Source organism: Agaribacter marinus (assembly GCF_030160655.1).
Lineage (GTDB): Bacteria > Pseudomonadota > Gammaproteobacteria > Enterobacterales > Alteromonadaceae > Glaciecola > Glaciecola marina.
Genome location: NZ_BSOT01000001.1, coordinates 86,153 through 104,112 on the forward strand (window position 1 = coordinate 86,153; position 17,960 = coordinate 104,112).

Below are 17,960 nucleotides of genomic sequence, written 5' to 3' on the forward strand. Positions count from 1 at the left end.
ACTATTTCTCAGTCTACTAAATCTATGTCTATATAGGAAATATAGGTATCTTTAAAGATTTGCCGAAATACGCAATCTAAGCAGAATAAAATCAACGAATGGTATGCAAAGCTGTTGCAGAAAAAAGAGTACGCTTAAAACGGCGCTCACAGTACAGCAAAGTCTGCGGCGCCGCCAACGGGCTAGATACTTATTTGCGGCTTACTATAAAAAGTATGCCGCAAATAGTGATTACGCTTTACGTCTTACTAAGAAACCCGCCATGGCAAGTGCAATAAATGCGATTGCGCTTGGAGCAGATACACGCTCAATCGTGATAGTAGCCACATCAAAAGACGCTGGATCAGTTAGGAAATCAATTAGACTGCCATCTAATACTCTACCATTTGCCAGTGTAACACCTGCAAACGCTGCAAGTGATTCAGCAGCACGAATGCTTGTATCACTGTCAGCAGGGCTATCTGTTGCTGTATTACCAGGAATAAATGGCGACGCTGAAACGTCTAACGCTTCTGTACCTGCATCCCATAAATCTGCACCGGTTACTGCAATCACGCGATCGCCAAGGTAGTTGCCAGCCGCGTCGAACAATTGGATTGCATCGTCACGTCCAAAAAAAGTATCGTTTGAAGGCAAAATCATTGATAAGAAAGTAAAGAACATGTTGCTTGCAGGATCTGCAATATCAAACACGCGTGAGCCACTTTCACCACCAAACAATGGACGCATGCCTGCATCTGGGAAGATTACACCACCCATTGAATCTGGATCTACAGCGAGTCTTTCACCCGCAATCGGCATTGCTTGGCCAAGCTCGGCTAATGCTTCAAGACCTGCAGACGCTGTTCCGCCGGCGTCAAATGCGTCAAATGATGCACTATGAAATGCTGTATACAATGGGGTAAAACTTAAACCATTTGCTTCAGCGTTGTTTTCTACGGTGATTCTTAGCATTGTTGCGTTACCGAAAGCACTAACGCTCAGTAATGCCGCCATAAATAAACCGCCTAGTAGCGATCGTGATTTAAATCGCGAAGTGATTACGTTCATTTCCTTTTCCTTGTAAAAAAGAGTCAAAATTTAATATTAAATTTGGCGTTTAGCTGCACTCATACCTCTAAACAGATTCATAGTAGTGGAATTTAATGACAAGGAAATCACAGCCCAAGGTAAATTGGGCTGTTTTACAAAGAAGTCACAAGTAAAAATTATATATATCAATTAATTGCGAGACAATTAAAGAATTTATAACATTTTTATCACAGGCGACTTCTTAGCGCGTTGTTACTCAGAACGTAAATTATTCACTGGCGTCGACATGGCGCTGTAAGTCGCCTGAATTGCAATAATCCCCCACGCGAGTAGCAGGGGCAACACACCAGCTAAAATGAATATTCCAATATGTAAATCGATGCGTTGGGTAAATTGAGAAAGCCAATTCTGCATCGCAATATAAGCGATTGGCCATGCAAACAGGTTCGCAATGATCACCAATATCGAAAACTCTTTTGTTAGCAGCAATACGATGTCGGCGATCGATGCGCCCATAACTTTTCGAATGCCAATCTCTTTGCGTCGACGTTCAGTCGTAAATGACGCGAGGCCAAACAAACCCATTGACGCGACGACAATCGCTAGACCACTAAAGAATACAAATACCTTTGCCTGTTTCTCTTCTTGTCTATACATCGCGTCAAAGTTGTCATCTAAAGAACTTCGATTGTTTACTCTGTTTGGAAAGATTTCATTAAATACCTTATCAATGTGCTCTAGTGCTGCTTTTCGTTGATATGGTGCATAACGGATACTTAGTTGGCGCTCTTCGTATTTAACTAAATGATAAATTTGAGATTGACTGTCTTCTCTTACAGAGCCAAAGTGTATGTCTTCAACAACGCCCACAATTTTGTAATTAGTATACCCTGGGGAAAACGGAATTTTAATGTACTTATTGATGGCTTCTTCTGGCGTATAACCTAAATCACTGGCCGCGCTTCGACTTACTATGGCAAATCCGCTACCAATCAGGTTTTCATGCGTAGGAATTTGTACAAATGTATCCCCTAATTCTTCGGAAAAGTAACGACCCGTCACCAATTCAATGTTGTAGTGAGGATGAAAATGATACGGTACGTTGAGCGTCGGAATACTAATCATATTTTCCGCCACTATATTTTCATCTTCTCTTACATATGACCAGATGTCTTGTAATGGCGATGTCAAAAGTTGCTGCGATGCCCCAACAGACGAAATCGCCGGGTGCCTTAAAAGCTGTTCACGAAATGTATTATAAAGCACATGCCTATCAGGATATTCTTTGCTGCTAAACAGTGGAATAGTAATATTGTTCGCCCTGTCATATCCGGGGTCAACATTTCTAGCAAAATCGATTTGTTTTATTACAACAATAGTCGCAACAATCAATGTGATTGAAATCGCAAACTGGAAAACCACCAACAGTTTTCTTACGTTCGTTGTGCTTTTCCCTTGTACTGCAAGACCTTTGAGTACTTTATGCGGCTGAAAATGTGCGAGATAAAATGCCGGGTAACTGCCCGCAAAGGCGCCGACCAATATCGTTGTAATGAAAACACCAATGAGCGTTTGCGTATTGTAGAGTGTAATCCCAGACATATCGCGTTCAATAAATTGTGTGAAGTAGGGGAGTGATACTTCTACTAATGCACACGCGAATAACATGGCGATGCCAGTAATGAGTATAGACTCAATTAAGAATTGCATCGCGAGCTGTGTTTTAGAGGCACCCAACGCTTTTCTTACGCCGACTTCTTTGGCACGTTGTGTCGCTCTTGCTGTGCTTAAGTTCATGAAGTTTATACAGGCAATGAGTAAAATGACTATTGCGATGAGAGAAAAGCTGTACACAATCAAATAGCTACCATTTGTCGCGATTTCATATGACAAGTTAGAATGCAAGTGAATGTCAGTGATTCGTTGCAATTGGATAGATTGGTCATCGGTTACATTTTCACCAAAGGAATCCATTAACGCGGGAAACTTTGATTGAAGTAAGTTAGGATCTGTACCGTCTTTCAGACGAAGATACAGATAGGAATAATTGACATCCCAATTGTTAAACTCGTCTGGTACCCAATTCCGCATTGTCTCATAGCCAATCAATACACCGAATTGAAAATGCGTATTTTCAGGTTGATCCTCTATTACCGCGGTGACTTCGTATGGCTGTTGGTCATTATAAAAAGCGTATTTACCGATAGGATCCTCATCACCAAATAAGGTTTTGGCTAAAGAAGCCGTCAGCACCATAGTACCGGCCCTATCTAAAATGCCTTCACGAGCGCCAGCAATGATCTTTAGGTTAAAGGTATCAAAAATATCACTGTCTGCCATCAGCATGTCGGTCACTTCAATGGTATTTTCTCCTACACTCAGGTTTAAATCGAAACCCCAGCCCATGAGTGAAATAGATTCAATTTGGCTATTAAATTCAGCTTCAATTGCTTCTTTGAAAGGCGGCGCAATTAGCGCAATATGCAAGTCTTCGTCATCATAGTGGCGTGTCACGCGATAGATATTTTCGGCATCTTCGTAATATTTGTCGTAGGTTTGTTCATGGCGCACAAATAGCAAAATCAAAAAGCAAATGGCAAGCCCTATAGCAAGCCCAAAAATGTTAATTGCGCTAAATAACTTGTTCACCAATAGGTTACGAATCGCAATTTGAAAGTAACTTTTAAGCATGGCTAACGTCCACCTTTGCTTTGTTTTGAGAGACGACTTGGCCATCGAATAATTGAATGATTCTATCGGCATATTCAGCATGATAGGGCGAGTGAGTGACCATCATGATGGTAGTACCAATTTTATTGAGTTCGCTGAGCATCGTCATTACTTCATCGCCATTTTTGGAATCTAAGTTACCGGTAGGCTCATCTGCCATGATCACATCTGGAGAGGTACTCAATGCCCTAGCAATAGCGACGCGTTGCTGTTGGCCTCCAGAAAGTTGTTGGGGCATGTGGCTAGCACGGTGACCAATGTTGAGTTGTTCCAATACTTCAGTCACTCGCATTTTACGTTCTTTGACGCCAATTTTCTGATAAAGCAATGGTAATTCTACGTTGTCTGCAACAGACAATTCGTCAATTAGATTAAAGCTTTGAAAAATAAACCCAACTTTACCTTTGCGTTGTTGAGCCAATTGCCTTTCTGACAAGCCATGAATGGGAATATCATCAAAAAAGTACTCGCCAGAACTAGGGGAGTCCAGCATACCTAAAGTGTTGAGCAGGGTTGATTTACCACATCCCGAAGGCCCCATTATTGAGATGAATTCACCTTTAGCAATGTGAATATTGATATCATTTAACGCTTTAGTTTCAATATCGCTCGTTCGATAAATTTTATTGATATTTTGTAAACGGATCATTGTTTGCCTCTATTCGTTGTTAAGCATTAAGTTTTCAGCACTAAGATAATTTTTGTAGTTAGATACAATCACAACATCACCCGGATATAAGCCTTTAATAATCTCGATTTGGCTAGGGGTTTGTCGACCTATTTCAATATTGCGACGGCTGGCCGTTGTGCCGTCTTCGTTAAGCACAAATATCCAATTTCCGCCACTTTGTTGCATGAATGAACCATTGTCGATGAGCAAAGTTTCGTACTGCGCACTTAGCTCTAATTTGGGTGTGAGTGTCTGCCCTCTGCGAATATTGTCGGGGTGTGTATCTACGAAAACTAAGTCGACTTCAAATTCACGATTGGTAATTTTGGGATAAATTTTGTGGAGGCGAAGCGTATACTTCTGACCGTTTACGACGGTTTTCGCTAACTGCCCTAGAGAGAGTCGATTCAGATAGAATTCGCTGATAAAGCCGGTTGCTTTATAATTCTCAATGTCGTCAATTTGGCCCAAACGTTCTCCTCGTGATCTGCTTTCTCCCAGTTCAAGTTCAAAAGAGGTTAGTTGTCCAGTTCGCGGCGCTTTTACCAATAAGTTTTCTAAGTTAGCTCGTGCTATAAGCAAATTTTGCTCTAATTGACCAATACTTGTTTTTAATTGGGCGACTTGTGCCTCTCTAGACGCCTCTTCTTGCTTCTGGCTCTCGATAGTTAAGGCTTTTCTTTTTTGTAAATAGCCTATCTCTGCTTGTAAGTTTTCTAAGCCTTCAACATCTAGAAAGTCTTTTACTTTTTGTCTACGTTTAAGTTTTAGCGTCGCTAGTTGAATTTGGTAGTCAATTTCAACCAGTTCTCTTTTTATGTTTAAGCGATACTGATCCATTGCAAGATTAGTATTTCTTAAATTATTGAGCTGTTCACTGACTTGTGCTTCACGCGAGATTAAATCTAGTTGTAAAGTGGTGTTGCTCAATTTAAGTAGTGGCTGCCCCTTTTTTACATACTCGCCTTCTTCTACATAAAGTGCCTCAACTCGCCCCCCTTCGATGGCATCTAAAAAGACCGTTTTAAGCGGCTCAATTCTAACCCGTAAAGGTATATAGTCTTCAAAGTTTGCTTTTCGAGCGGTGGACGTGATGAGGCTCGACTGTTTTACCCTTTGAGCATTTGCCTGCTCAGGTAGAAACCTAGTTGCAGCATAAACACACGCAATCACTATGAACAGAATGAGAATATTCTGTTTTGAAAAACGTGACGGTTTTTTTATTTTTTTATCCATACTTGGTGTGTTTATTGAATCTACTGCGTAACAAGAATGTATGGTTATCAGCGAATAATGTGCCATCAAATGTATTTTATTAAAAACAACGACTTACATGTTTTTTAAATAGATGGGTGTGTACGCTTTAAATACAGCAAGTGTTCGATATCGTACACTTTCATGACGGAATGGTTTACATTGTGAACATATAAGAGTTTTGTAAGTTGCCGCTAGCACGTGTTTGAGCGAGCGGGTTTTGAGCAATTATCTGATAACTACCTTTTGATGGCCTAATTAAATAGTGCGATATACGTGAATTAGCAGAAGAGAAACAATGGGTAAAAACAACGCTAGCATTTTAATTGTCGATGATGACCAAGATATTCTGTTTACAGCAGACATGTTTTTAAAGCGCCACTTTGCGCAAATTCATACACTTGAAGATCCTAATAATATTGAAAAAATATTATCGACGTCGTCAATTGACCTCGTTTTATTAGATATGAACTTTGCCTTGGGTCTAAATACCGGTGCTGAAGGCTTGCACTGGTTACAACGAATCTTATCCATTGTGCCAGACATGGTAGTGGTGCTAATGACTGCTTACGGTGATGTCGGTCTATCTGTTGAAGCAATAAAACAAGGTGCAACGGATTTTGTGTTGAAACCCTGGAAAAATGAAAAATTGCTAGCCACGCTAAACTCTGCACTTTTACTCAGTGATTCTCGTAAACAGGTAAGTACCTTAACCATCTCTCAGCAAGCGCTTCAGAAAGAGAAAGCTGTGCCTGACGTTATCGGCCAATCATCGGCCTTACAGCACATTCTTAAGCAAGTAGAAAAAGTTGCAAAAACTGAAGCTAACATATTGATTTTAGGTGAAAATGGGGTTGGAAAAGATGTCATTGCACAGCAAATATATCACCAATCTCACAGGGCAGATAGTATTATGCTGAGCGTAGATTTAGGTGCAATTCCTGAATCTTTATTCGAAAGTGAATTATTTGGTCATGTAAAAGGCGCTTTTACCGATGCGCATTCAGATAGAGCGGGTCGTTTTCAGGCCGCATCTGGCGGTACCTTATTTTTAGATGAAATAGGTAATTTGCCGATACATCTTCAGGCGAAATTACTTCGCGTACTAGAGCAAAAGTGTGTCTCTCCCGTTGGTTCCGACAAAATTATACCGGTTGACGTACGGTTGATCTGTGCAACGAATTCAAAGTTAAAAAAATTGGTGGACGACGGTAAATTTCGCGCAGATTTATATTACCGTATCAATACAATAGAGCTAAGTGTGCCGCCCTTGCGAGAAAGAGCAGAAGATATATCACTGCTTGTTGAGTATTTTGCGCAACGATATTGTAAAAAGTATCAATTAAATCAAAAGCGAGTGAGTGCTAGCGCAATTGCTAAGCTAGAAGCTTATGATTGGCCGGGTAACATTCGAGAACTTGCTCATACTGTCGAGCGAGCGGTGATTATGAGTGACGACAGCTTTGAGCATCAAAGTAACCACGGCTTTTTAAGCGCACAAGACTTTATCCTGCCTCAAACGAACAATATTGAGTATACCGATAGGCAGGCCAACCCCTTTAATGATTGCAATCTAGAGCGCATTGAAGGTTTAGCTGTTAAATATGCTTTAGAAAAACATGAAGGGAATATCAGCCAGAGTGCTAAAGAGCTAGGCATTACTAGAACGTCCTTGTATCGACGCATTAAAAAATTTGGTTTATGAATAATATCAGGCACGGCGAGACAATTTCATGGAAGTAAAACATTATCTAAAGAAGGTTGACATGGACTTAAGAGAACAAGGCGCAATATGAATTTTCGTTGGCGATACAGAGCGAGTTTACTGCTGCTCTTGGGTATGTTTTCAGTTGTGCTATTTGCTATTTTTAATGTATTCAACAAGCCAGCGTATTTTTTTACTTTTGTCGTATTGCTCTCTATCGCAGTGCTCTTAGTCGTTGCATTGGTATATCTATGGGAAAGGCAACTACATTTGATGGAAGTATTTTTTCTGGGAGCAAAACACAATGATTTTACGCAAGGGTTTAGCAAAAACGCATTAGGTCGCGAACTCGCTGATGCTTTAAATACGCTGGCAAACAAATTTCAACAAGACATGAGCGGTCAGCGAGCCGAAGTCGCTTTATTGACAACAATTATTCGGCAAGCCCCTATTGCCATTATTACATTTGATACAGATGGCCGTATTCACATTTTTAATAATGCGGCGGCGGCACTATTAGATATTAAAGCGCCGAGTGGGGTGAATGATATCGTGGTGGATGGCACTGGTTTACATAATATTCTTAGTAGTACCGCGAGTAAAAAAAACACCGTAAAAATTACTCAAGACGGTATTGCTTTGAATCTTAAGTTTTCTGCAACCAAGATTCTTCTATTGGATAGTGAACAAACAGTGGTCACGATTGAGAATATTGGTCGAGAAATTCACCAAGCAGAATATGAGGCGTGGCGAAATTTAATTGGTGTGTTAACCCATGAAATTATGAATTCGATTACGCCAATAGTGTCGCTTGCAGATAGTTGTAAAGATATCTTGTCTCAAGAGGCCTTACTAGAAAGCTCGAAAGATGCACTAGCGCAAGAGCTCAATGATGTGCGAAAAGGCGCGGAGATGATAGCGAATCGTAGCCAGGGCATTATGAACTTTGTGGACGGTTATCGTCGATTGAGTAAAGTACCTCTACCTCAAAAACAAGCGATATCATTGCAACGCTTGTTTGATGATTTCGAACTACTATATGAGTTAAGGCTGGCAAAGAAGTCAATCGAATTGACAATAGTCGTGAACCCATCAGATCTAAAAATCAATGCTGATCGACAGCTTATCGAGCAGGTACTGATTAATCTCATCAATAATGCAATCGATGCTTGTGATGAAGGGGGAAAGATCTGCATTCTCGCTAAACTGCATAAGAGCAACGTTTTACTTGAAGTGGATGATAACGGTTGTGGTATGGCGACTCAGGTGGCCACTCAAGTATTTACGCCGTTTTACACGACTAAGCGAGAAGGTACTGGTATCGGTATGAGCTTAGTGAGACAAATCATGCATGCGCATGGAGGACAGGTTGCACTTGAATCTACTATGAACAAAGGGACAAAAGTTAGCTTAGTGTTTTAGGCCGCTTCATACCGTATGGCAGATTTGATTGTGCCAATGATCGTAAAACTGCCATAGATGTAATTGTAATGTTACATCTTCCCCTTTTTATTGTTTACGCCATCGGAAAATCACCGTTAATCGTCAAAGAATACACTGTTTTATAGTAAACTCTATCGTCGTAGTGACCATTTGTTTTTTGACTTCCGGATATTAAATTGACGTGCTTATAACCGTGTGCAGTAGAGCCTACATCGCCAATGTTTGATATCCCGAATTTAAATTACTAATAGGTCTAAACATGAGTAAACAAGTAGTTATTGTCGGAGGCGGAGCAGGCGGCTTAGAATTAGCAACAACATTGGGGCATAAGTTTAAGAATACAGCATCAGTTGATGTGTTGCTTATCGATAAATCCCCCTATCACATATGGAAACCTTTGTTTCATGAGGTTGCCACTGGTTCGTTGGATGTCGATATGGATGGTGTAGATTATCGCGCACATGCAGCAAATCATCACTTCGAATTTCAGCTTGGTGAACTTCGCGACTTAGATCGTGAAGGTAAATCCATAAAAGTGAACCCTATCCAGAGCGACAATGGCGAAGAACTAGTGCCTGCTCGTGAGGTTGCCTACGATATTTTGGTTTTGGGCATCGGTTCAATCACTAATGATTTTTCAACACCGGGCGTAAAAGAGCATTGCCTAACCATCGACACGACCCGTCAGGCTGAGAGTTTTCATAAGAAGATCTTAAATGAGTTTTTGAAGATTAAAGCATCATCAGAGAATAAACCCTTGCGGATAAACATTATCGGCGCAGGCGCGACAGGTGTCGAATTGTCGGCTGAACTATTTAAACTTACGGACTTAATAAAGACCTATGGCTTTACCAAAATAAGTCGTCATTCGATTGAAGTGAATCTCATCGAGGCATCGGGTCGCATTTTACAGGCCTTACCTGAACGTATTTCTGATTCCGCTGAGAAGGTACTTGCCAAGCTTGGCGTTAATGTGCATATCAATACGCAAGTGGAAGAAGTCTTGGCCAATGGTGTTGCAATTAAAGATGGCGCCAAAATTTCATCTGATATAAATGTGTGGTGTGCAGGCGTTAAAGTATCTGACAATTTTGCATCACTTGGCGGCCTGCAAACGAATCGAATAAATCAATTTGACGTTAAACCAAGCTTACAATCGGTGACAGACGACCACATCTTTGCGATTGGTGATTGTGCGAGTTTAAAACAAGACAATGGGCAGTTTGTGCCGCCCAGAGCGCAATCGGCACATCAAATGGCAGATACCGCCGCAGTGAATATTGCCAATTTGATCAATGATAAACCCTTGCAAAGCTTTAAATATAAAGACAAAGGCTCACTAGTATCGTTTGCGGACTATACGTCTATTGGTTTCTTATCGAGCATGGCACACAAGCAAGTATTCGTTGAAGGTTGGGTCGCTCGAAACCTTTATGTATCTTTATATCGCTTGCACCAAGCCGCCTTACATGGCTATATAAAAATGCTGCTGTTGATGTTGGTTGGGCGTATTAATAGACGACTTCGACCACGAATGAAACTTCACTAATGCGGGTTTTGAGCTCGGTTGAGTAAGTAACTTGAATCCCGTTTAAGGAATTGAACTAAATGCCTGTTCCAAGCTCCGATTTTTCGACCAAGAAAAATTAGGAATAAATAAGGAACAGGCATCGAGTTTATTGACTCTACTAGACTAAAGGTTTGTCATAACATTCGTATTCCTCGCCACAAAACGTTCAGTGGTGTCGCTCAGCGCGGAAAGGGGACGATGGATTGGTTTTATGGGTTTAAACTACACTTAATCGTCAATCATTTAGGTGAAATTGTCGCTGCAAAAGTCACGACAGCCAATACTGACGATACCAAACCTGTCGAGGAGTTAGCGTCATCTTTGCCCGATAAGCTTTATAGCGACATGAGCGATTTTGTCGATAGTGAGTAAGTGCTTTTCAGATAAAAATATTCTTGAGCGGACTAATTACTGCATTACCCCCGCGCTGTAAAATATGCGTATAAATTTGTGTAGTACGCAAATCTGAATGCCCCAATTGGTCTTGTACCGTGCGAATGTCTGCCCCGTTTAGCAATAAATGGGTAGCAAACGAGTGGCGTAAAGTGTGTGGGGTTACGTCTTTTTTGATCTTGGCTTCAAACGCCGTATTTTTCACTGCTCTTTGTAGGGTTCTGGTATCGATATGATGCCTGCGTGTCTTGCCATTTTCGGGGTCTTTGGACAGGTTATGTGATGGAAATAAATAATGCCACTTATGATCATATGCGGCGTACACTCCATTAGCCTTAAACCACTGCCATAAAGCAAGGCCATGGGTAACTTCATTCGTTCTGGTGCTGCGTTAAAAAAGTCCACAATTTCACTCGGCGTTAAGACTACAGGCAACTTTGGTGGAATTTTACTGCGAACAAAACTCAGGTCTGCATCAATCGGCGCATCGAGAATGTGTTTATACAAGAATACAAGTGCATTTAGGGCAATGGCTTGCGTACTACTTGCTACATCTTTTACAGATACTAAATGCGTTAAAAACGCTTCTACCTCCTTATCTCCCATCGTTTTCGGGTGTTTGTACTGATGAAAGCGAATATAGGCTTTAATGTAATACAAATAGATTTGAATCGTGCGTTTCGAATAGCGCTTTCGATACATAAAGTCTGATATTTCAGCTAAAAATTTTGATGACAAAGTAGCATTAATTCCTGTAAAAGTTATCCCTGACGCCTAACAGCATGTTTACGGCATTCACCAAGTAATCCTCACTCGTTGAAATGCGGCGCGGCTTGAATCGCTTGCGTGTAAAAGGTTTGCGTAATATATTGGAAAAATTGAAAAACAAATACGCGACCTTGGTACGGGAAAGTTATCCACAGGACGCTATACAATAAATTGTTATAGCGCAAAGAGATGAAAACGTATCCAATTGAAAATGAGCAAGGTAAGCTACACGCATTTGAGATTGATAATTTCAGAATCGGTCGGCGTGGTGCAACGAAGGTCATTGCGGGCGTGCCCGGTGTAGTGATACTTCGACAGCCCAAGAAGTTGTTCTCTTGGTTTCGTGAAGAGGTCTTTTGTGAATTTGAACTAAAGGGCATCTGCTTCCAAATTGATGAGCCCTATGGCGATAACTCTAGATATTGGATCGGACAAAAGGAAGAAGGGAGTTGGTCTCCACAATTAGATATTATTCATCAAGCCTTTCTCAGCGTGTAGGTATGCGCTATAACAAAAACATCAACTGGAAAACTACTCGCTGTCGCTCCGTATTTTCCAGTTATATTAAGCGTTATGTGTTAGTCAAAAATTTCACAGAAGGATAGATATGATTGGTTATTTAACGATTGGAACAAATGATTTAGAGCGTGCTACGGCTTTTTACGATGGTTTGCTGAGTGGTATCGGAGCAACTAGAGCATATAAAACGGATGAATTGGCGGCTTGGGAGTTTGGAGAACGCAGCACACTATTCACGGTTACAAAACCATATGATAAAAACGAAGCTACAGTTGGCAATGGAGTAATGGTTGCATTATCGGCTGAAAGTCCAGAAATTATTGATATTTTGCATGCAAAAGCACTTGAACTCGGAGCTACTAATGAAGGAGATCCGGGACCAAGAGGAAAAAGTTTCTACGGTGGTTACTTTCGCGATCTAGATGGTAACAAGCTAAATTTATTCTGTTACACGTGAGTAAAACACATAACAAAAACAGGCAAGGCGACGCTCGTACCTCGCGCGCTTGCTGTTGGCGTTAGCTGGCCTGCATACTTCAAATGGGAATGGATAAAATGAAATTACGTTTCGCTGTATTGCTTTTAATCATATCTACACTGTGTTCATGTGTGGTCAAATATGCCAATTATGTTAATCCTGAAGGTGAAGGATTAGCGACCCTAAATATTAAAAATGTGGGAACATGGTATGTTACAGCCATAAGCTTCGCTGAACCCAATGGTTGCACTGGGCGAACTTGGTTAGGTCCAGGAGTAGTGGATACTGGAACTGATATAACAATAAAACTAAAGCCAAACGAAGTATTTTCATTTCAATCTGGCTCCGCAAAAGGTTCCGTCGGTTCTGGTTCTGGAGGTTTAACCTCAGTTATTGAGTCATGTGGTGGTGGATCACAAAGGTTTATCCCAAGAAAAAATGGTCGTTATGAAATGGTTGTTGGATTAATTACTGAAAAAAATCAGTGTATCTATTCTTTTAAAGAGATTATTGCTGGCAAAGAGACAGATATAGATTCTCTAATGCCTAACAAAGTCGTCATTCCTCAATGGGCAAACAGTCCAATGTGTGAGAAATTTGAGTAAACCAGCTAACAAGAGCGCTTAATTCGGACAACTTTCCGCTGGCTCGGCTCCTTCGTCGCAATTATAGCCAGCACAAAGTCGCCGTTTAGCTCAAAGTTATAGCCTCTAGGAGATCGAGTTTAGTTCAATGATTAGAGTTGCAGAAGATCAGATCGATGTAACTGATGAAATGGTTTATCTATATGAGAGTAAGCCATTTACAGGCATTAGCTACGAACTAGATGATGATGTACTAATTAGTGAGATTTCCTATAAAGAAGGATCTCTTCATGGAGCTTCTAAATCCTGGTACTCAGATGGCACTCCATATACTGAAGAGTACTATGTAGATGGAGGGCTTCATGGAATGAAAATAGAATGGTTCAAGAATGGTTTGAAAAAGTCCGAAGCCTGTTATGAATATGGAATCGTAGTGAAAAAGAATGATTGGAATTCTACTGGTGATCTAATAAAAGAGTATGTACTTCGTGAAACTGATCCAGGTTATGAACTCCTACACCTAAGAAGAAGTAATAGAAATTGATAAAATACTATAACAAACAAATCATGGCGCTGCTACGCAGTTGGGACCTTCGTTCCGGCGCTTCGCGCCTACACTACGGCCCCATATTTGGGCGTTAGAATACTATCGATTTACACGGTTTTCCTCTTTTTCAAACCCGTGATATCGGTGTTGTTTTTAAATAATTAGTAGGCTCTATAGGTAATGCCGAGCTTTATAGTCTGGTGAGCTCGCTGAGTTTTTAAACAATGCGGCATCATCAAAAAACAGTGGTTTAAAAGGCTAGGCTGTTTTAGATTAGGCAGCAATCAGCGACAAAAAGGGTGTTTAATTTGATGTTGGCAACAAGTTGCGACCGTTCAGCGGTTTGCATTCTAACAACAAAATCAAACCTCGCTTCGCTCGCGAGGGACAACTACACGTGCGCCGCTGCGCGATTGTCGCGCACGTGCAGTTGCCGTTTATTTTAGAAGTTAGCATTTTCATCAACAATGGAGAGTAAAATGGAAATATTTAAAGCATCTGTTCAATATAACGATTTGAAAGGATCTTGTGCTGCCGATAGAGCAGATAACTCTGATGCCACTGAATGGTTAAAGAATAATGATCATATACAAGAATATGAATTTCTTGTCGGTATTAGTTTGTTTGCTGGTGAAAACCATGGAGAGCATCGAGACCCAGTGAGCGTAACATTTTTAATAACCGATGAAACAGGTTTTAGAGCACTAGGGCAAAACTCTAGCGAATATGAAATTCGTAAAGTAAACGTAGATATGGAAATTACGGCATTTCTTGCTTTGTTCAAACGCTTTGAAATTACTTTATCAACTAACTCTTGCTTAGAAGGTAAAGAGTACTAAAAATGCTAACAAGGCGCTTAAACGGAAAAATTACAGTTGGCTGCGGCTCGTACCTCGCGCATTTTAGCCAAACTGTATTTTCCGCTTAGCTTAGCGTTATAGCTTTCTCTAGTATTGGTGATTAAATGGATGCATGGATACTCAAACAATTACGTGCGAAAGTCCTAACTGATTTAGGGCAGCTTATTCCTAGCGGTTATTTTTCTAATGAAACTACAGCCAATCATTTTAATGATAGCTTTCAAGGTGCGAAGCATCTTTCTTTTGAAATGGAATGGGGGCAACGTGCAGTGAAAATTGGTAAAAAGCTTTACTTTGAACCGTTACCTGATTTTACTGCACAACAAATATCTGCAAGTGAACTTTTGATGAATTTAGGTTTGTTAGCATGCGCTGAAACTAGTTTATGTGTGACTGAGCAACTTGCAAGTAAGGCTGCACTCAAAAGAATTCCTGATGGCAATTCGGGTAATGTCGCCAACCAAATAAAAACAGAACAAATTCCGATATTTCAACAAAATATTATTGGTGCGTTAGAGCAATATTTACACTATTTGCCATACAATGAAATTATACCTTACATCTCACTTATCCCAAAAGACAGACAGGAGAATATAATAAATATGGTACAAGAAAAATCTAAAATAATTAATAATATAAATGTTACTGGCTCAAATGTTGGTAATATCCAAGCAGGGGAAAACAATGAAATCACTAATCATAAAGCTCAATCAGGTATTTTAACTTGGGTTTTTGGTATTATTGGTGCTGTCATTTCAGGAGTTATAATTTATTACCTAACAACTGGTGCATAAAGCTATAACAAGCGCTTCAAACGGAAAAAATACAGTTGGCTGTTTTCACTCCGTTCAACATTTTAGCCAACTATATTTTTCCGCTTAAGCGGGCGTTGAGACTGTAGAATTTATCAATTTCGCAAAAAAGCTGTAAAATTGTGTGAAACTCAATCAAAAAATCTAACGCTATGTAAATTTTGGATAGGTTTAACCATTGATAGAAGTGTATCATCGACATAGGAGCCGACCAATTTTGAGAAAACTATTAATTCTACAGCCTCGTTAACTTCTCAATCCACAATGTAGTAAGCCAGAATTTATGCATATTGTTTTAATCGTAATATTAGTGATCATAATTGGCGGGTGGTACTTTTCTAAAACCAGAAAAGAAAGCTCAATAAGGCAGTGTTCCTATGGCAATCTAAAAGCTTATGAAATATTAAAAAACACCACTGATTACGACCTTTTAAGGAAGCAACTATCGGAGGCAAAAACGTTCGAAGAAAGGTACTTCTATTCAGTCAGTATTTCTCGTTTATTTCCATTGGAGATACTCGAGCGCTGGTCAAATGAAGAACCGAATTCAGCTGATGCTTTGTTATGTTATGGTGCTAGGTTGGTTCAGTGGTCTTGGGATGCTAGAGGGTATGGTAGGGGAGCTCAAGTCAGTGAGAAGAAGTGGGAAATATTCTTTGAGAGATTGGATAAAACACGTACGGTGTTAATGAAATGTGCGGAGGCAATGCCTTCAGACCCGACTCCTTGGGCCTATATGATTATTGTTTCCACTTGGAACTCAGACGATCATGATGCTAGAGCCTCTTATTTTGAAGAGGCAGTTGAAAGAGACCCTTATAACTGGGCAGCACATATGCATATGGTCATAGCTTTGTCAGAAAAATGGGGTGGCGACAACGAGGAAATGATTTTATTTGCAGAGCAAGCATCGGATACCGCTCCCGTGGGTACTGACTTACCTGCAATATTAATAAAGGCATACCTAGAATACTGGAAATACCTTGATGTGTTTCAAGATAAGCCAGTAGAGGCGAGTGCTTTTATCAAGGCAGAGGAAATTCAAACGAAGGCTGGTACGGCTTATTTGCGCTCATTAGGATCTGAACAACATACAGAAACTGCGGTGAGTATTTTTGCACGGTACAACACTAGTGCTTGGTTTTGGGTTGTAAAAGATCAGGAGCGATTAAAAAATGATCTTAATATTCTAAACGATAAAATTGAAGATATTCATTGGCGCTGGGCTGGCCCTGAAGGAGAGTTAAGTGAGGCTCGAGAATTTGCCAATCAAAGTTAACAAGTGTGTCATACGGAAAAATATTGCTACGTTTCGTTTTGGGGTGGCTACGCCACTTTACCCCAATACTACACTTCACAACATTTTCCGCATACACAAGCGTTATGTCTTCAGGAAAATGGAACCATGAGGCTGATATATTTTTTGCTTTTTTTAAGCGTTAAAGCATCTGCTACAACATGCTTAATCACTGATGAAATGCAAAGTTCTTGGAATGATAATTATGCTTCCTCTATCGATCTTAGAATAACTAAAATTAAAGATCGAAGTGATGTGTTGGTTCTATTTCCTGAAAAAATTGAAGATCTCAGCTTATCTAGTGTCTTTTTACAATTGGGAAATGACAGCAATCCCGAATTTGTATCGCAACTCGGCATTTATAGAGAAGAGGAGATGCCGGCAGTATTTTTTACTATGAAAAACAGTGTTACCTCGAAAGGTTACATAATTGCGGAATACGGTGCTGATTGCGGAGTGCAGGTTTTCAAAGAGGTTGTTTTTAGTGAGCAGACATAACAAACACATTATGTTCATTCGCTCCGCTCATTGGGACGCATACTCGCTGGCTGGGCTCATTCTTCGCAAGTATAGCCAGCAAGCCTGCGCCCCATATGTGAAGCGTTAGGTAACTATGTCGTACACATTTTTCTATACCGATTATTGCGAAGGTAAATCAATTCCAAGTGAAGAAGCATGGGATGTAGATCTAGATGATTTCATTCATAGTATGGATTGTGTTTTGCATATGCCAAATAACTTTATTGGACTAACAAATGGAGCCGGTCAAACTTTACAATTTATTGTAGAGGACGATTCTAGAGTAACTATTGACATTCCTATCCTGAAAGACAATGAGTATGTCCGTTCAAAGCGGAAAACTACTGAATTATCGGTGTGTTTAGATTTAGTGAAAAATCTAAGTGGCAAAGAAGATTTTTATAAATTATTACCAGAAGAACAGGATTTGAATGATCAGGGTAAATCATGGTGGAAGTTTTGGTAACGTTACCTAACAAAAACATTAAGTACGTTCCCTTCGGTCACTGGGACAACTACTCGCTGCTTGGGGCTTCGCCCAAGTATAAGCAGCAAGATAGTTGCCCCTTATGTTAAGCGTTGGTATGACTCCCCACGTCAAGTAAAACGCAACAATCTTGCCTGATCCTGTAAGCCTAAATAGTTTGTCCCAAGTAAATTGAGTTAACGCATCGAGTGAAGCAAGTAAATTCGTCGGTTGTCCTGCTGATATCCGGGGATTATTCATCTGTCGATGAACAGCGCCTACCTTACTTATTCCGTCGTGACACCTGTCTTCA

17 protein-coding genes and 2 pseudogenes are annotated in these 17,960 nt (G+C 40.3%); 13 read left to right on the plus strand and 6 right to left on the minus strand.

Features of this window, described 5'->3' with window-relative positions:
- Positions 1–231 precede the first annotated feature (231 nt).
- The 4 genes from QQK00_RS00385 to QQK00_RS00400 form a co-directional block, all read right to left on the minus strand.
- Positions 232–1,050 (minus strand): spondin domain-containing protein, encoded by an 819-nt coding sequence (locus tag QQK00_RS00385; RefSeq protein WP_284215491.1) that lies wholly within the window; start codon positions 1,048–1,050, stop codon positions 232–234.
- A 234-nt stretch (positions 1,051–1,284) separates the two neighbouring features.
- The gene (locus QQK00_RS00390; protein WP_284215492.1) at positions 1,285–3,723 is read right to left on the minus strand and encodes an ABC transporter permease; all 2,439 of its coding nucleotides are present in this window, start codon (positions 3,721–3,723) and stop codon (positions 1,285–1,287) included.
- Complete coding sequence (locus QQK00_RS00395) at positions 3,716–4,411, minus strand: ABC transporter ATP-binding protein (RefSeq protein ID WP_284215493.1); 696 nt, start codon at positions 4,409–4,411, stop codon at positions 3,716–3,718. The genes QQK00_RS00390 and QQK00_RS00395 overlap by 8 nt, the downstream gene beginning before the upstream one ends.
- A 9-nt stretch (positions 4,412–4,420) precedes the next feature.
- Complete coding sequence (locus tag QQK00_RS00400) at positions 4,421–5,668, minus strand: efflux RND transporter periplasmic adaptor subunit (protein WP_284215494.1); 1,248 nt, start codon at positions 5,666–5,668, stop codon at positions 4,421–4,423.
- A gap of 316 nt (positions 5,669–5,984) precedes the next feature.
- Between QQK00_RS00400 and QQK00_RS00405 the strand changes: the two genes are divergently transcribed.
- The 4 genes and pseudogenes from QQK00_RS00405 to QQK00_RS00420 form a co-directional block, all read left to right on the plus strand.
- Positions 5,985–7,391, plus strand: coding sequence for a sigma-54-dependent transcriptional regulator (locus QQK00_RS00405; protein WP_284215495.1), 1,407 nt, complete (start codon positions 5,985–5,987; stop codon positions 7,389–7,391).
- Positions 7,392–7,478: 87 nt separating this feature from the next.
- Positions 7,479–8,813, plus strand: coding sequence for a sensor histidine kinase (locus QQK00_RS00410; protein WP_284215496.1), 1,335 nt, complete (start codon positions 7,479–7,481; stop codon positions 8,811–8,813).
- A gap of 280 nt (positions 8,814–9,093) precedes the next feature.
- Positions 9,094–10,383, plus strand: coding sequence for an NAD(P)/FAD-dependent oxidoreductase (locus QQK00_RS00415; protein ID WP_284215497.1), 1,290 nt, complete (start codon positions 9,094–9,096; stop codon positions 10,381–10,383).
- A 114-nt stretch (positions 10,384–10,497) separates the two neighbouring features.
- A pseudogene (locus QQK00_RS00420) lies at positions 10,498–10,749 on the plus strand (transposase); the annotation flags it as partial.
- Positions 10,750–10,783: 34 nt separating this feature from the next.
- Here the strand turns inward: QQK00_RS00420 and QQK00_RS00425 are convergent.
- Positions 10,784–11,499, minus strand: a pseudogene (locus QQK00_RS00425) (tyrosine-type recombinase/integrase).
- Between the two features lie 255 nt (positions 11,500–11,754).
- Between QQK00_RS00425 and QQK00_RS00430 the strand changes: the two are divergent.
- The 9 genes from QQK00_RS00430 to QQK00_RS00470 all read left to right on the plus strand — a co-directional run bounded on the left by QQK00_RS00430 (position 11,755) and on the right by QQK00_RS00470 (position 17,647).
- Positions 11,755–12,063, plus strand: a complete 309-nt coding sequence (locus tag QQK00_RS00430; protein ID WP_284215498.1) for a hypothetical protein — start codon at positions 11,755–11,757, stop codon at positions 12,061–12,063.
- 109 nt (positions 12,064–12,172) lie between these two features.
- Positions 12,173–12,541, plus strand: a complete 369-nt coding sequence (locus QQK00_RS00435) for a VOC family protein (RefSeq protein WP_284215499.1) — start codon at positions 12,173–12,175, stop codon at positions 12,539–12,541.
- 98 nt (positions 12,542–12,639) lie between these two features.
- Positions 12,640–13,167, plus strand: a complete 528-nt coding sequence (locus QQK00_RS00440) for a hypothetical protein (protein ID WP_284215500.1) — start codon at positions 12,640–12,642, stop codon at positions 13,165–13,167.
- Positions 13,168–13,294: 127 nt separating this feature from the next.
- Positions 13,295–13,690 (plus strand): toxin-antitoxin system YwqK family antitoxin, encoded by a 396-nt coding sequence (locus QQK00_RS00445; RefSeq protein ID WP_284215501.1) that lies wholly within the window; start codon positions 13,295–13,297, stop codon positions 13,688–13,690.
- A gap of 482 nt (positions 13,691–14,172) precedes the next feature.
- Positions 14,173–14,532 carry a hypothetical protein gene (locus QQK00_RS00450; RefSeq protein WP_284215502.1) on the plus strand — a complete coding sequence of 120 codons (360 nt, stop codon included), beginning with the start codon at positions 14,173–14,175 and terminating at the stop codon, positions 14,530–14,532.
- 125 nt (positions 14,533–14,657) lie between these two features.
- Positions 14,658–15,347 carry a hypothetical protein gene (locus QQK00_RS00455; protein ID WP_284215503.1) on the plus strand — a complete coding sequence of 230 codons (690 nt, stop codon included), beginning with the start codon at positions 14,658–14,660 and terminating at the stop codon, positions 15,345–15,347.
- 301 nt (positions 15,348–15,648) lie between these two features.
- Complete coding sequence (locus tag QQK00_RS00460; RefSeq protein WP_284215504.1) at positions 15,649–16,644, plus strand: tetratricopeptide repeat protein; 996 nt, start codon at positions 15,649–15,651, stop codon at positions 16,642–16,644.
- Between the two features lie 126 nt (positions 16,645–16,770).
- Complete coding sequence (locus QQK00_RS00465) at positions 16,771–17,160, plus strand: hypothetical protein (protein ID WP_284215505.1); 390 nt, start codon at positions 16,771–16,773, stop codon at positions 17,158–17,160.
- 115 nt (positions 17,161–17,275) lie between these two features.
- Complete coding sequence (locus QQK00_RS00470; protein ID WP_284215506.1) at positions 17,276–17,647, plus strand: hypothetical protein; 372 nt, start codon at positions 17,276–17,278, stop codon at positions 17,645–17,647.
- A gap of 18 nt (positions 17,648–17,665) precedes the next feature.
- On the opposite strand, the gene QQK00_RS00475 is transcribed toward QQK00_RS00470, so the two are convergent.
- Positions 17,666–17,960: hypothetical protein (locus tag QQK00_RS00475; RefSeq protein WP_284215507.1), on the minus strand; the 295-nt coding region annotated here is incomplete at its 5' end.